This is a genomic window from Chitinophaga sp. 22308 (assembly GCF_052045305.1).
GTDB classification, from domain to species: Bacteria; Bacteroidota; Bacteroidia; order Chitinophagales; family Chitinophagaceae; genus Chitinophaga; species Chitinophaga varians_A.
The window spans coordinates 372,419-387,363 of record NZ_JBQEOP010000007.1; the positions used below are offsets into that span (position 1 = coordinate 372,419).

A 14,945-nucleotide genomic window follows, 5' to 3' on the forward strand; every position below is an offset into this window, starting at 1 on the left:
TGGAAAAAGAAAAATAAATATCTTCACTGGATGAAAACAGTTTTCCCCGCTATTTATTCCACGCTCTGCCCCAAAGCATTGTCCTCATTTCTTTCCGAAAAATATGCGCTTGAAAATGTTCAGTGCAAACTGCTGGTGCGTGGCGTAGGCGATACTTATCTGGCGGAAACACCGGATAACCGTTTTATACTCCGCGTGTATCGTTCGTCTCACCGGAACATCTTACAGATAAAAGAAGAGGTAGCCTTGCTACAGGCGCTGAAAGAGAGGGCCATATCAGTATCCTACCCTCTCCCCGATATTACAGGGGAAACAGTTCAACTGCTGGAGGCCCTGGAAGGAGAAAGGTGTGCGGTATTGTTCAGCTATGCGCCAGGGCATGCGGTAAGACTATTGGACAATAAACAATTACAGTTGCTGGGAACTGAGATGGCACGTTTCCACCAGGTGTCGTCCTCCTTCGCACCGGAAACGGCCCGATGGGAGTTCAACATCGAAACGATGTTTGTTCGTCCGCTTGAAATGCTCAGGGCCGGCTTTGACAGCAATCCGGAAGATTATGCGTGGCTGCAGCAGGCAGCCAAAGAAGCCATCGAAAAATTATCCGCTGTGAATGGATTGCCGGCAGGCTATTGTCATTTCGATCTCCTGCCGAAAAATATGCACTTCGCGGGCGATACGATCACCCTGTTTGATTTTGATTTCATGGGATATGGCTGGCTGGTAAATGATATCGCTGCCTGCTGGCAATACCTGTCGCTGGAAGTGTATACCAAAAGGCTGACACAAGAGGCGGCAGACGCACAATATCATATCTTGCTGGACGCCTACCGGCAACACCGGGCGCCCCGTGAAGCGGAATTGGAGATAGTGCCTTACCTCGCTGTGGGCTGGTGGCTGTTCTACATGGGATTCCATACTACACACGACCAGTTTCATGCCTTTACGCAACCTGGACAGCTAAAGCTGTTCACAGGGCTGTTAAGGCACTTTGCCAGTTATTGGACCTGATCATTTTTTTGTCCGTCTACCCGTTAGGCCTATACGATAAAAGCCCGGTACGTCCGGGCTTTTATCGTATAAGCAACTGTATCTTAGTGCCCGTGCTCTTCCCCGCTGTTCTTCATTTTGGCCAGGAGGTCATATGCCCCTTTAACCACAATCTCTTTGCCTGGCATACCACCCGGAAAGGTAACTTCTGTATATCCCTGCTCGCTGCTCCCCTGCTGCACTTCCAGCATCTTAAAGCGAAAAGAGCTATCGGTGCCGGCGGAATCTTTCACAAACACATAGGCTTTGTTTTCGAAGTTCACCACCGCCGCTTCCGGTAACGCCTGTACGTTGGCCGCACCGGCTTCTATCATGGCCTGCAGATAGGTGCCTGGCAGCAGCTGCGTATCTTCCTCTTCCAGGTGGCAGTGTACCCTTACCGTCCGCTCCTGGCTTATCTCCCGGCCGATCAGGTGTACGGTGGCGGTACGTTGCCGCGTTTCATTGGCCAGCGTGAACCGTACCGGCTGACCGATCTTCAACCGGGGAATATCTTTCTCAAATACTGTCAGCTCAGCATGCAGGTGCTCCGTGTTAACAATACGGAAAAGCACGTCCGCCGGATTCACAAACTGCCCGAGGTTCACATTCACTTGTGTAACATATCCGCTGATAGGTGCGTATATACTAATGTTCCGTTGGATCGTTCCTTTTTCCAGCGCTGCCAGATTAATGTTGATGAGCGTAAGTTTTTCCCGTAATCCTTTTACCCTGGCCTGCAATGACTCATAAGAGGCTTTGGCCTGCTGCACGGTTTTCAATGCATTCACATTCTCTTTGGACAGTTCCTGTTGACGCGTATATTCTGTAGTGGCGTATTCCAGTTGGCTGCGGGCATCGAGGTAATCCTGCTGCAGTTGAATGTAATCCATATTCTCGAGCACCGCCAGCACCTGGCCTTTTTTTACGGGCATGCCCTGCAACATGGTCGTTTGACGGATAAAGCCGCCCATCGGTACAGACACGCTCACAGCCTGCTGCGGCGGTACGTCCAGCAGCCCGTTCACTTTGATGGCACTGCTGATGTCGCGCTTCTCCGGCGCCCCGAAAGTAATGCCCGCTGTTTTGAACTGTTCGCCGGTAAGCGTCACGGTATTTTCGGCTTCCTGATGATCATGCGCTTCGGTTTGTTTTTCGGCAGGGGCTTTTTTGCTGCCACAGGATGCCAGGGCAAAGCCTGCCAGCAACAGAATAACGGCTACGTATATATGAGATGAACGTTGTTTCATACGAGGTTGGTTTTAAAGTTGATGCCCACTGAGGTAGGCAATATATAATTCAGCTTGTTTGATGTCATGTCGTGTTTGCAGATAGCCTTGTCTTACGGCCATTACCTTTTCCAGGTTCAGGAAATATTCTGCATAGCCGATATCCCCCAGCGTAAAGGATTTGACGGTTTGTTGCTGTAACTGGTCGGCGTTAGGCAACGCATTGCCGGTATAGTATTCCAGGCTGTTGCGCAGTTTCACGAACTCCTGCACGGCCTGCCTGTATTGGCTTTTCAGCTGCATCACACTGTTGTCGTAAAATAGCCCGGCAGCCTGTTGCTGCTTTTCTTCGGCCCTTACACGCGCCTTCATGGGCCCGAGCCACAGCGGCAGGGCCAATCCTACCTGAAAACCCTGAAAGCGGTTGCCACCGGTGGCCAGCGGCGTACCGGAAGCATTCAGCCCTGTACCGATCAGTGACTGGTTAAAATACCCGACTGTGAGGTCCGGCAATATACTGTTACTGATGACTTTCTTCTGTTTTTCTGCGATGACAATATTCTGTTTGGCAAACTGCAACTGCGGGTTGTCCGCTATGGCCAGGGAGTCTTCCTGCATGCCTGCATTAGCCTCGGGAATGGTGGTGCCTGCAATCGTTACTGGTGTGGCGCTGCCCAGCAAAGCCTGCAGCCTGGCCATAAAAATGGCCTCATCTGCCTCGTTCTGTCGCAGCAGGTTGCGTATTTCCTGGACACGTACTTCGGCGGCTGTCTTTTCTATCAGCCTGCTTTCACCGGTTTTATAGCGCAGGCCGGCGCTGCGCGAAAAGCTGGTAAACAGGCTGTCCTGGCTGTGAAGCAAAGCACGTTGTTCGCGCAGGAACAGCAACTGCATATATGCTTGTTTTACCTGGAACACCAGATCGTTCTGTGTCGCTGCTTTCTGCCATACAGCCTTTTCGGTTTGTGCCTGGCCCAATGCCTTCTTGGCCCCAAACAAGGTGGGAAACGGAATGCTCTGAGACACGCTGAAGTTGTTGTCATTACGCACATAGCTGTTATACTGTCCGTATTGCAGGGACACGTCTGTCTTGGGCACTTCGCCGCTGGTGCGGGCCAGGTCTCTATAATACGCCACGTTGGAGGAGGCTGACTGCAGCCCTTTGTTTTGGGCCAGGGCCAGTTGCACCGCCTGTTCCATCGTGAGCGGATGTGATTGGGAAAATGCCGCTATGGGAAATAGCAGGCATATGATTATGCGGAAATTCATGTGTTACGCTTTTGGAATATTTTTTCAGAATAGATGTACAAACAAGGCAATACCAACAGGGTGAGCAAGGTGGAAGTGATCAACCCGCCAATCACCACGGTGGCCAGCGGTCGCTGTACCTCCGCGCCCGCGCTCGTGGCCAGCGCCATCGGCAGGAAGCCCAACGATGCCACCATGGCTGTCATCAGTACCGGCCGTAGACGCGTGGCGGTGCCTTGCAGCACAATTTCCTGCAGGTCGGTAAGACCGTCTTTTTTGAGCCGGTTAAACTCCCCTATCAGTACGATCCCGTTGAGCACCGCCACGCCAAACAAGGCAATAAAGCCTACGCCTGCCGAGATGCTGAAGGGCATGCCACGCAGCAACAGTGCAAACACGCCACCGATGGCCGCCATGGGGATAGCCGTAAAAATGAGCAGGGACTGCTTCACAGAATTAAAGGTGAAGTACAGCAACGCGAAGATGAGCAACAACGCTATCGGCACGGCAATGGATAAACGCGCATTCGCTTCACGCAGGTTCTCAAACTGGCCGCCATAGCGGATAAAATAACCGGTCGGCAGTTTCACCTCTTTGCCGATGGCGGCTTCTATATCTTTCACCACACTGGCAATGTCCCGTCCTCTTACGTTGAAACCTACGATGATGCGCCGTTTGGCATCTTCGCGCTGCACCTGGTTAGGGCCGGTGGCCATTTCCACGGTGGCCAGCTGTTGCAGCGGCACCTGGTTGCCGGAAGGCGTGGTGATATAAAGCCCCTGCACGTCACTGATATCCCGGCGGCTTTGCTGGTCCAGCCTCACCACCAGGTCAAAACGCTTTTCGCCTTCATACACCAGTCCTGCGCTCTGTCCCGCGAAAGCCGTGTTAATGGCTTCGTTCACGGTGGCGATGTCCAGTCCGTACTGCGCAATCCTGTCTCTGTTGATCGATACCACAATCTGTTGTAGCCCCCCAATCTGTTCTACGTACAGGTCACGCGCGCCATCAGTGCGGTTTACAATGCCCCCGATTTTTTGTGCGAGCGATGCCAGTGTGGCCAGGTCTTCCCCGAATATCTTAATACCGACGTCCTGCCGTACTCCGGAGATCAGTTCATTGAAGCGAAGCTGTATCGGCTGCGAGAAGCCAAAGCTCACACCGGGTATGGCTTCCAGCGCTTCCTGCATTTTATTGGCCAGTTCTTCCCGGCTGGAGGCGCTGGTCCACTCTTTCTTGGGCTTCAGTAGAATAGTCAGGTCGCAGGCTTCCATCGGCATAGGGTCCGTGGGTATTTCCGCGGCGCCTATCTTACCGATCACTTCTTTTACCTCCGGGAATTTTTTCATCAGGATGCCAGACGCTTTGCCCACCTTGTCAATGGTTTCCGACAGTGAACTGCCGGTGAGCAGCCTGGTCTCCACGGCAAAGTCGCCTTCTTCCAGTGTGGGGATGAACTCCCCGCCCATGCGGCCAAAAAGTATCAATGCCACGCCAAACAGCGCCACGGCGATGCTGGTTACAATACCTTTACGGGTAAGGGCCCTGCGGATAACGGGGTCGTATATACGATGGAAGAACGCCATGATCCTGTCAGCGATAGTAGGCTTGTCAGAGATACGGCGGTTGAGGAACAGCGCCGACATCATCGGCACATAGGTGAGCGACAGGATGAAGGCGCCCAGGATGGCGAAAGACACGGTCTGCGCCATCGGACGGAACATCTTGCCTTCTATGCCTACCAGCGCCAGGATGGGCAGATATACAATAAGAATGATGATCTCCCCGAAAGCAGCCGAGCTACGGATACGGATGGCAGAGGTATACACCTCTTCGTCCATTTCTTCGCGGGTGAGCTTCACAGCCCCCTTGCCCTGCACACGACCGGCAAGGTGGTGCAACGTGGCTTCCACAATGATCACTGCACCGTCCACAATGAGCCCGAAGTCAATGGCCCCCAGGCTCATCAGGTTACCCGACACGCCGAACAACTGCATCATGGCGATGGCAAACAACATGGCCAACGGTATCACCGATGCCACGATCAGGCCTGCCCGCAGGTTGCCCAGGAAAAGCACCAGCACAAAAATCACGATCAGCGCGCCCTCTATCAGGTTTTTTTCCACGGTGCCAATGGCGCGGCCCACAAAATCGCTGCGGTCGAGGAACGGCTCTATCACCACGCCTTCCGGCAAGGTTTTGCGGATCTGCTCTACCCTTTCCTTCACGGCTTTTACCACTTCATTGGAGTTCCTGCCTTTCAGCATCATGACGATACCGCCAACCGCTTCCCCGTCGGCATTACGGGTAAGCGCGCCGTAACGGTTGGCGCTCCCGGTTTGCACCGTACCGATATCGCGCATCAGTACCGGCAGTCCGTTGGGGATATTTTTTACGACAATGCGCTCGATATCCGCCGTGCTGCCTATTAAGCCTTCGCTGCGGATAAAGTAGGCATTGGGCTTTTTATCGATATAGGCGCCACCGGTATTTTCGTTGTTCTTTTGCAACGCGGTGAACACGTCGCTGATGCTGAGGTTGTAGCTGCGCAGTTTATCAGGGTTGAGCGCCACCTCATATTGTTTCAGCAGTCCGCCGAAGCTGTTCACCTCTGCTATGCCAGGCGTGCCAAGCAATTGCCGCCGCACGTACCAGTCCTGTATAGTACGCAGTTCACGGGCGTCGTACTTTTTTTCATAGCCTTTGGCAGGGTGGACAACATACTGGTAAATTTCACCCAGACCGGAAGATATCGGTGACATCTCCGGCATGCCGATGCCCGGCGGTATATTGGATTTGGCCTCGCCCAGCTTCTCGTTCACCTGCTGCCGGGCCCAGTAGATATCTACATCATCATGAAATACAATAGTGACCACAGAAAGGCCGAAGCGGGAAATGGAACGCACTTCTTTCAGCTCCGGTATCACCGCCATGGTCTGTTCAATCGGAAAGGTGATCAGGCGCTCCACTTCCTGCGCCGCCAGTGAAGGCGACAGGGTGATGACCTGCACCTGGTTATTGGTAATGTCCGGCACCGCATCTACGGGTAGCCGTGTCAGTGAGAAGATACCCCACACGACCAGTGCAAGCGTGAGTATCCCTACAATAAGCTTGTTTCTGATAGAGAAACGAATGATCTTATCCAGCATAAACAGGTTGGTATGTAATAAAAAGAGGGTATGGCGGCCGCGCCATGCCATAGCGGCATCACGTCAGCACATCATCAGACATAATAAGGACGGGAAGATTATAACCGGGGAGGTTGCCAGATAGTGGCATACAACAATGGCAACGGTGCTTCCGGTAATACCGGGAATACCACCTGCACCTGACGGTGGATATATGACAGATGGATGATCTGCGCAGGTGTTACCTGTACGTTGCAGCAGCTGCATACGCACAGCGGGGAACAAAAATCCGCTGCCGCTTCATGGTGATGCGTGTCGGAGGTTATTTCAGCAGTCTGATATACAGTAGCGGCCTGGGCGTCGTTGCACGGGATGCAGGACAACACCAGGATATAAAGGCTCAACAGGTATATCAACCATTTCATATTTACAAAAGTAAAACTTAAAAGGAAAAACGCTAAAGGAAAAACTGCATCTCTGTTGCGGGCCCGATGATTTTATATTATGATTTGTTCCTAAATTAGCCGCATGAACTGCCTGATAGTAGACGATAACAAACTCGCGCGCACTGCCATGAAACAGCTGGCCAGCCATGTGGAACAGCTGCATGTCACCGGCGAATGCAGCAGCGCCATGGAGGCCTACAATCTTATCCAGAAGGAAAAAATAGACCTGCTGCTGCTCGACATCGAAATGCCGGGCATGAGCGGCCTTGAACTGACCCGCAACCTGGGCAAAAAAAGACCGGTCATCATTTTTACCACGGTCAACAAAGACTATGCAGTGGAGGCTTTCGAGCTGAACGTCGCCGATTATCTCATCAAACCGGTGAGCCCCGCCCGCTTTATCCAGGCCATCGAAAAAGCCCGGGAAATCATCGACAGCAACAACCGCGAAATTCAGGTGTCAGATACCGAATTCGTCTTCATCCGTGACAATGGCATCCTGAAAAAAATCAGGACAGAAGACATCCTCTTCCTCGAAGCCATGGGCGATTACGTGAAGCTGTACACCGCGCAGAAATTTCACGCCATCCACACCACCCTCAAAGCACTGGAAGAAAAACTGCCGACCAACAAGTTCATGCGCGTACACCGCTCCTATATGGTGGCGCTGGACAAAATAGAAAGCATCGAAGACGGCAATATTATCATCCAGAAGAATGCTATTCCGGTGGCTGATACCTACAAAGCAGCCCTCAACAATAAATTAAACTTTCTTTAACAGTTTAACGACCATTTATCCGTTTTGACCGATACCTATTGCCCGTTGAACAATAATTTATATACACGGACCTTTATTATCGTATTTTGAACCGCCTTTCCTTCAATAGCGTTAATAATGTCATGCAGCCGAAAAGAATAAAATATTACCTGCTAGGCCTGTTTATCACAGGGATGATTTTATTCGTGGTACTGCAATTCAATTCAGCCAAGAATATACGGAAACTCATATCCGGCAATGAACAGCTGCTGCAGGAGCTGAATGTGAAGAACGAGATCCAGAAACTGCAAACATCGCTCGCCAAAACCGACAGCAAAGTGCGGGGTGCCGTTATCTCTCAGGACACCACACATGTTACCGGTATTGAAGTGGAAATAGCCATCATCAAGTCCGATCTGAAGGAGATCAATAAAATCGTTAAAAACGACAGTACTGAGAAACTGCTTACCCAGCTCAATTACCTGGTAGACGAGAAAAACAGTTTTAACCTCCTCATCCTCGATACCTTCTACAGCAGCGGGAAAAGCGCCGCTGAAAAAATGATCAACAACCAGCGGGGCAAGAGGCTGGGAGAAGCCATCACCGGCATTCTTCACCAGCTGGACACCACGCGGCAGACAGAAGTGAACCGCACCACCCGCCTTATCGATACCAGCGGCCAGAAAGCGCAGAGCTGGGGCACCGTGCTGGTGCTCTTTGCATGCCTTACCAGCCTGCTGGCTTTCCTGTATATCACCAGCCGTATCCACCGGCAGGAACAACTCATTGAAGCGCTCGATGAATCGCAGCGCCAGGAAAAAAACCTGGCGGCCGTAAAAGACCAGTTCCTGGCCAATATGAGCCATGAGATACGTACGCCTATGAATGCCGTGCTCGGCTTCACCCACTTATTGCAGGCCCAGCCACTGAATGAAAAATCGAAAGAATATGTGAGCGCCATCTCCGATGCCGGTCACAACCTGCTCGAAATCATTAACGATATACTCGATCTCTCCAAAATAGAATCCGGTATGATGCGCATCGAGGCTACTTCTTTCAGCCTGCGCGGCGTACTGCATTCCATTGACACCCTCTTCCACGCCAGGGCGCAGGAAAAACACCTGCAGCTGAACATCACTGCAGACGAGGAAGTCCCTGACATCCTCTACGGCGATGTGATGCGCCTCACGCAGGTGCTGGTCAACCTTACCAGCAACGCCATTAAGTTCACTGCTGAAGGCGAAGTGAACGTACATGTGACCCGCACATGGTCAGAGGATAAAAATGTTCGTTTACTCTTCACCGTTAGAGACACCGGCATCGGCATTGAAGCGGCGCAGCTGGACAGCATCTTCGACCGGTTTAACCAGGCAGAAGCTTCCACCACCCGCAAATACGGTGGTACCGGCCTGGGGCTGACCATCGTCAAACAGCTGATCGAGCTGCAAAACGGATTTATCTCGGTGGAAAGCACTCCCGGCAAAGGCTCCACGTTCAAAGTGGAACTGCCGTACATGCTGGGGGAAATGATGCCGGAGAACACAGAAACATCCTATACCGAAAAGGACCAGCTGCCTATCCATCCCAATATATGGTTGCTGGTAGCAGAAGATAACCGCATGAACCAGAACCTGCTGCGCCATTTGCTCAGCAGCTGGCAGCTGCAATACCGCGTGGTCAATAATGGCAGGGAGGCACTGCAGGCCCTCGAAAAACAAGTGTTCGACCTCGTGCTGATGGACATCCAGATGCCGGAAATGGACGGCTATTCGGCAGTGGCCAAAATCCGGAAGGAAATGCATTCCAATATCCCCGTGATCGCCATGACGGCCCATGCGATGGAAGGCGAACGGGAAAAATGCCTGCAGATGGGCATGAGCGATTACATCTCCAAACCCATCGATGAGAATACCTTGTACCGCATGATCCAGGTATATACCGGCAAATTCGGTTCCCGGGACATGCCGCCGTCAGGCACGCACATACCTGAAAACGGGCATTCCCATCTGCTCAACATGCAATACCTGCGGGAGCTCTCCAAAGGGGATAAAGGCTTCGAAAAGAACATGCTGCAGCAGTTCGTGACACAGTTGCCCGAAGACCTTGCCATGCTCAAAAACGCCATCAGTATCAATGATCCCGTGAGCATCCGGGCCACCGCGCACAACCTGAAGACGACAGTGTCTTTTACCGGGCTGGAAACACACCTCTACCCTATTCTCGAACAACTGGAACAGACCGACGAAAATAACTATAATGCAGATACGGCCAACGAACTGTTCTATACCCTGAAACAGCTGTGTTTACAGGCGATACAGGAGGCCATTGATATCACGATTTAACCCGGTCATCCCCCGATACGACCGTTCATTTTCCCTTTTTCAACGACAGTAATAACCAGTTCACCGAAACCTCCGCTTCTCACGTCGTTACCGGCATTATTTTTACATCACAATACTGAACAAAACATCATTAATCATTTAAAAAGACAATCATCATGAAAAAAATTATCGCTGCTGCACTGGTACTGAGCATTTCTGCTGCTTCTTTCGCACAGGCTCCTGCTGCTAAACCTGCTAAAAAAGAAAAAGCTAAAACTGAAGCTAAAGCAGAAGCAAAACCAGCTGCTGACACAACTAAGAAAGCTCATCACGAACACAAAAAAGCTGAAGCTAAGCCTGCTGCAAAAAAAGCTGCTTAATTCACCATTATACAGCGTTTGAGTTAAAGAATAGCTCCGGGTAGCCCCGGAGCTATTCTTTTTTATATGCGTGCTTAAACAACCGCTTGTGGTCCCAGGGCTGAAGCCCTGGGCTACGTTCTGATCCAGGTGTCTTCATTGGCGTAAACCCTGATAATTGATGAATGCCCTTCCAGAATAATCTCTAACGTATACGCTGGTATTGAAGTATAAGACTCTGCTTTAAGCTGCGGAGTTTATTATCCATAAATACAGAACTCTTACATCCAAAAGAAATTGAATCAGAACGTAGCCCAGGGCTTCAGCCCTGGGAAAAAAAAATCCGCCGTTGCCGGCGGATCTTTTCTCAATTATAATGTATATGCTATTTACTATTTCAGCGCTTCCAGTTTCTTTTTCACTTCTTCTACTTTCGCAGTCTGGTTTTTGATAGCGTAGATTTTCTGCAGGGCATACAGGCAGCTTTCGTAAGTCTGTTTGTCACCGGCGTCGAGGCTGCTGGCTTTAGCAGTGAAAGCGGCATCAGCTTTTTCGAAGAAAGGCAATGCCTGGTTCATGAGGCCTTCTACTTTACCTTGCAGTTCTTTTGCTTTAGGAGAAGTCTGTTGTTTGCTGTCCAGTTCATTCAGTTGTTTGTTGTATACAACTGCCTTGTTGAAGTACAGCGCACCCAGCTGGAAGTTGGCGGTAGCATCGTTAGCGTTCAGTTCCAGTACTTTTTTATAGGCGCCTTCAGCTTTACCGATCAGTTCTTCGTAGTTAGCTGGTTTGGGAGCGTCGTTACCTTTTTCGTCGCGGGGATTAGCGAGGTTGTCTACACGGATAGCGTAGTCCAGTACAGCGGCTTCGTCTTTAGGATTGTCGGCCATTTTCTTTTCCAGCATGGACAGTAATTCGTTGGTTTTACCGGTTTTGCTGTAGAAAGCCATTTCCATATCGTTGAAGCGTTTATCCTTAGGGAATAAAGCTTTACCTTGTTCGATGGTTTTGAGCCAGTTGGCCTGGTCGCCTTTTTCTTCATACAGCTGGCCCAGTACTACGTACAGTGCAGGTTCGCCTTTGAACTGCAGGTCAGCGGCTTTTTTCAGGAAGGTGAAAGCATCATCTTTCTTATTGGCCTGGTTAGCTGCGTAACCGGTGTAGAAGGTCAGTGCGGTATCGGTAGGGATAGTGGTGCCCAGGTTTTTGCTGTTGTAGTATTCAGCGATTTCGAACGCATGTTTGAAATCCACCAGGGAGGAATCCCATTTCTGTTCGTTGAGGAAACCGTAACCGGCGTTGGCCACAGTAGCGTATACATTGAACATAGGGCCGCTCATCTCCAGGATAGCCTCTTTCATTTTAGGATCGATTTCCAGTGCTTTTTTGAAAGAGTTATAGGCTTCGAGGGCAAGACCAGCGCTTTTTTGTTTGGTGCCCATTGCTTCGAGGATTTTACCGTTTACCAGCCAGGTCTTTGCGTCGTTTTTGGTCTTGTCGTTCTGTAACGCTGCATCGATATCTGCCTTGGCTTTCTCCAGATCTTGTTTCTTCAGGTTCTCATCTGCGCTGCTTACTTTTGCTCTTTGGGCCATCACCGATACGCCGGCCGTACAAAAGAGAAGAGATACCAATAATTTTTTCATGTCTCTAGTTTTTAGTTGCTGATTACAATAAGAGTATGGTGCTCCCAATAATCCAATACAATCGGGCCCATCGTTACCACTAAAGCCGGCTGTACTTTTTTTATCGGTTTAGGCAGGAGACACCTTTTGAGGGGGGCATCTCCTGCCATAAGCGGGTTAATTTTTTCAGTTTGCTGTGAATACTTATTCCTGCGGCGTTTCAGGTCCTTCCGCTGCAGTATCCTGTTCAGTATCAGTATCTGTGCTGGTGTCAGCGATGCTGTCGTTGGCTACAGTGTTATCTTCTCCTTCCAGTACTTCTGCGGCTTCCTCTTCCTGCTCATCGAGACGGGCCACTGCTGCTATTTCATCAGCGTCGTCCAGACGGATCAGGCGCACGCCCTGAGTGGCACGTCCTGCTTCGCGGATATCAGCTACCGCCATGCGGATGGTGATGCCGGATTTACAGGTGATCATCAGGTCATGTTTTTCCGTTACGTCCAGGATGGCGATCAGGTTACCGGTTTTTTCAGTGATATTGATGGTTTTCACCCCTTTACCACCTCTGTTGGTGATACGGTATTCCTCGATGTTGGTGCGTTTGCCGAAACCTTTTTCAGAAACTACCAGTATCGTCCTGGAGTCGTCGTCTTTGTTTACACAAATCATACCAACTACCTCATCTTTTTCGCTGTCCACTTCAATACCTCTTACGCCGATGGCACCGCGACCGGTGTCACGCACGGTATTTTCCGGGAAGCGGATAGCGCGGCCGCTCTGGATGGCCATCATGATCTGGCTGTCGCCGGTAGTCAGTTTGGCTTCCAACAGCTGGTCCCCTTCGTTGATGGTGATGGCATTCACCCCGTTCTGACGGGGACGGGAGAATTCTTCCAGCAGTGTTTTTTTGATGATACCTTTTTTGGTACAGAGAACGATATAGTGATTGTTGATATAATCTTTATCGCCCAGGTCTTTGATATCGATGATCGCGCGGATCTTGTCATCGCCCGGCAGCTGGATCATATTCTGGATAGCACGTCCTTTACCGCTCTTCTCGCCTTCCGGTATTTCGTATACCTTAAGCCAGTAGCAACGTCCTTTTTCTGTAAAGAACAGCATGGTATGGTGCGTGGAAGCCACGAACAGGTGTTCGATGTAATCTTCGTCGCGGGTCCTGCCGCCGATGGCGCCGCGGCCGCCGCGTTTCTGCTGACGGTAGTCGTATGCAGAGGTGCGTTTGATATAACCCAGGTGGGAAATGGTGATCACCACGTCTTCTTCCGCGATGATATCTTCAATTCTCATTTCGCTGGCCAGGTACTGGATCTCGGTTTTACGTTCGTCACCGAATTTCTTTTTCACCTCTTCCAGCTCATCCCGGATGATCTTCATACGGAGCGACTCGTCGCTGAGCACGTCTTTCAACCAGGCGATGAGTTTCATCACTTCGTCGTATTCCGCACGGATCTTATCACGTTCCATGCCTGTGAGGCGTTGCAGGCGCAGCTCCAGGATGGCTTTGGCCTGTATTTCGGAGAGGCCGAACTGGCTCATCAGTCCGTCTCTGGCCACGTCCGGCGTATTGGAGGCACGGATCAGGGCGATCACCTCGTCCAGGTGGTCCAGTGCGATCAGGTAGCCGGCGAGGATATGCGCTTTTTCTTCCGCTTTGCGGAGGTCGAAGCGGGTCCTTCTGACCACTACTTCGTGGCGGAAGTCGATGAACTCCGCCAGCATGTCCTTCAGGTTGAGGATACGCGGACGGCCTTTCACCAGGGCCACGTTGTTGATACCGTAGGAAGTCTGCAGCTCGGAGTATTTATAGAGCTGGTTGATGATCACGTTGGAGATAGCTTCCTTTTTCAGGTCTATTACCAGGCGCATCCCTTCGCGGTCGCTCTCGTCACGTACGTCGGTGATGCCTTCGATGATCTTGTCGTTTACCAGCTGTGCGATTTTCTGGTGCAGGATGGCTTTGTTGATCTGGTAGGGCAGCTCATAGATCACCAGTCTTTCGCGGCCGTTTTTAGCCGTTTCCGCGGTGATTTTACCTCTTACTACCACTCTGCCCCTTCCGGTCTCGAAGCCCTGTTTAACGCCTTCAAAACCATATATGGTGCCACCTGTCGGGAAGTCAGGGGCCTTCACATGTTTGATCAGTTCTTCAACGGTGATGTCCCGGTTTTCGATATAGGCCACTGCGCCGTCCACCACTTCAGAGAGGTTATGGGGCATAATGTTGGTGGCCATCCCAACCGCGATACCGGAAGCGCCGTTGACCAGCAGGTTCGGAATGCGGGTAGGCAACACCGTAGGTTCTTCCAGGGTGTCGTCGAAGTTGTTGGTGAAATCCACCGTTTCTTTTTCGATGTCTTCCAGCATGGCTTCCGCAATGCGTTGAAGACGGATTTCGGTGTAACGCATCGCAGCGGGCATGTCACCATCTACGGAGCCGAAGTTACCCTGGCCGTCCACCATGGGATAGCGCATGCTCCAGGGCTGGGCCAAACGTACAATGGTGTCGTAGATAGAGGCGTCACCATGCGGGTGATACTTACCCATTACCTCACCCACCACACGCGCTGACTTCTTGTAAGGCTTGTTGCTGTGGTTGCCCAACTCGTTCATTCCGAATAAAACGCGGCGGTGTACAGGCTTTAAACCATCTCTCACATCGGGCAAGGCACGACCCACGATTACAGACATTGAGTAATCGATGTAGGCCGTTTTCATTTGTTCCTCGATATTAATCTGGACAATTCTCCCTTCCTGCTGATTTTCCGTGTGCTCTGTCATTTTG

The 14,945-nt window shown here is 51.1% G+C and carries 10 protein-coding genes; 4 read left to right on the forward strand and 6 right to left on the reverse strand.

Annotated elements, in window-relative coordinates:
• Positions 1-30: 30 nt before the first annotated feature.
• Entirely contained in the window at positions 31-1,011 is a 981-nt protein-coding gene (locus ACTJJS_RS27555; RefSeq protein WP_440666674.1) for a phosphotransferase enzyme family protein, read from the forward strand.
• Positions 1,012-1,094: 83 nt separating this feature from the next.
• On the opposite strand, the gene ACTJJS_RS27560 is transcribed toward ACTJJS_RS27555, so the two are convergent.
• The 4 genes from ACTJJS_RS27560 to ACTJJS_RS27575 are packed head-to-tail and all read right to left on the reverse strand — an operon-like array spanning position 1,095 to position 7,059.
• Positions 1,095-2,279 (reverse strand): efflux RND transporter periplasmic adaptor subunit, encoded by a 1,185-nt coding sequence (locus ACTJJS_RS27560; RefSeq protein WP_440666676.1) that lies wholly within the window; start codon positions 2,277-2,279, stop codon positions 1,095-1,097.
• Between the two features lie 12 nt (positions 2,280-2,291).
• A complete protein-coding gene (locus ACTJJS_RS27565; protein WP_440666678.1) occupies positions 2,292-3,527 on the reverse strand; it encodes a TolC family protein in 1,236 nt (411 codons plus the stop codon).
• Positions 3,524-6,706, reverse strand: coding sequence for an efflux RND transporter permease subunit (locus ACTJJS_RS27570; protein WP_440666680.1), 3,183 nt, complete (start codon positions 6,704-6,706; stop codon positions 3,524-3,526). Before ACTJJS_RS27570 ends, ACTJJS_RS27565 begins: the two co-directional genes overlap by 4 nt.
• Before the next feature lie 47 nt (positions 6,707-6,753).
• Positions 6,754-7,059, reverse strand: a complete 306-nt coding sequence (locus ACTJJS_RS27575; RefSeq protein WP_440666682.1) for a DUF6660 family protein — start codon at positions 7,057-7,059, stop codon at positions 6,754-6,756.
• Positions 7,060-7,162: 103 nt separating this feature from the next.
• Here ACTJJS_RS27575 and ACTJJS_RS27580 point away from each other — a divergent pair, with 103 nt between their 5' ends.
• From ACTJJS_RS27580 to ACTJJS_RS27590, 3 genes are all read left to right on the forward strand, one after another.
• Complete coding sequence (locus ACTJJS_RS27580) at positions 7,163-7,858, forward strand: LytR/AlgR family response regulator transcription factor (protein WP_440666684.1); 696 nt, start codon at positions 7,163-7,165, stop codon at positions 7,856-7,858.
• A gap of 122 nt (positions 7,859-7,980) precedes the next feature.
• The gene (locus tag ACTJJS_RS27585; RefSeq protein WP_440666686.1) at positions 7,981-10,179 is read left to right on the forward strand and encodes a response regulator; all 2,199 of its coding nucleotides are present in this window, start codon (positions 7,981-7,983) and stop codon (positions 10,177-10,179) included.
• 155 nt (positions 10,180-10,334) lie between these two features.
• Positions 10,335-10,538, forward strand: a complete 204-nt coding sequence (locus tag ACTJJS_RS27590) for a hypothetical protein (RefSeq protein ID WP_440666688.1) — start codon at positions 10,335-10,337, stop codon at positions 10,536-10,538.
• Between the two features lie 371 nt (positions 10,539-10,909).
• On the opposite strand, the gene ACTJJS_RS27595 is transcribed toward ACTJJS_RS27590, so the two are convergent.
• Together ACTJJS_RS27595 and gyrA are read right to left on the reverse strand one after the other, a co-directional pair.
• Entirely contained in the window at positions 10,910-12,163 is a 1,254-nt protein-coding gene (locus tag ACTJJS_RS27595; RefSeq protein WP_440666689.1) for a tetratricopeptide repeat protein, read from the reverse strand.
• 183 nt (positions 12,164-12,346) lie between these two features.
• On the reverse strand, positions 12,347-14,941 hold the full coding sequence (gene gyrA, locus ACTJJS_RS27600; RefSeq protein ID WP_440666691.1) for a DNA gyrase subunit A: 2,595 nt from the start codon (positions 14,939-14,941) through the stop codon (positions 12,347-12,349).
• Positions 14,942-14,945 lie beyond the last annotated feature (4 nt).

Coding starts and splice junctions, on each gene's coding strand:
- ACTJJS_RS27555 (WP_440666674.1), top strand. CDS start 31: ATGAAAACAGTTTTCCCCGCTATTTATTCCACGCTCTGCCCCAAAGCA.
- ACTJJS_RS27560 (WP_440666676.1), bottom strand. CDS start 2,279: ATGAAACAACGTTCATCTCATATATACGTAGCCGTTATTCTGTTGCTG.
- ACTJJS_RS27565 (WP_440666678.1), bottom strand. CDS start 3,527: ATGAATTTCCGCATAATCATATGCCTGCTATTTCCCATAGCGGCATTT.
- ACTJJS_RS27570 (WP_440666680.1), bottom strand. CDS start 6,706: ATGGCATGGCGCGGCCGCCATACCCTCTTTTTATTACATACCAACCTG.
- ACTJJS_RS27575 (WP_440666682.1), bottom strand. CDS start 7,059: ATGAAATGGTTGATATACCTGTTGAGCCTTTATATCCTGGTGTTGTCC.
- ACTJJS_RS27580 (WP_440666684.1), top strand. CDS start 7,163: ATGAACTGCCTGATAGTAGACGATAACAAACTCGCGCGCACTGCCATG.
- ACTJJS_RS27585 (WP_440666686.1), top strand. CDS start 7,981: ATGCAGCCGAAAAGAATAAAATATTACCTGCTAGGCCTGTTTATCACA.
- ACTJJS_RS27590 (WP_440666688.1), top strand. CDS start 10,335: ATGAAAAAAATTATCGCTGCTGCACTGGTACTGAGCATTTCTGCTGCT.
- ACTJJS_RS27595 (WP_440666689.1), bottom strand. CDS start 12,163: ATGAAAAAATTATTGGTATCTCTTCTCTTTTGTACGGCCGGCGTATCG.
- gyrA (WP_440666691.1), bottom strand. CDS start 14,941: ATGACAGAGCACACGGAAAATCAGCAGGAAGGGAGAATTGTCCAGATT.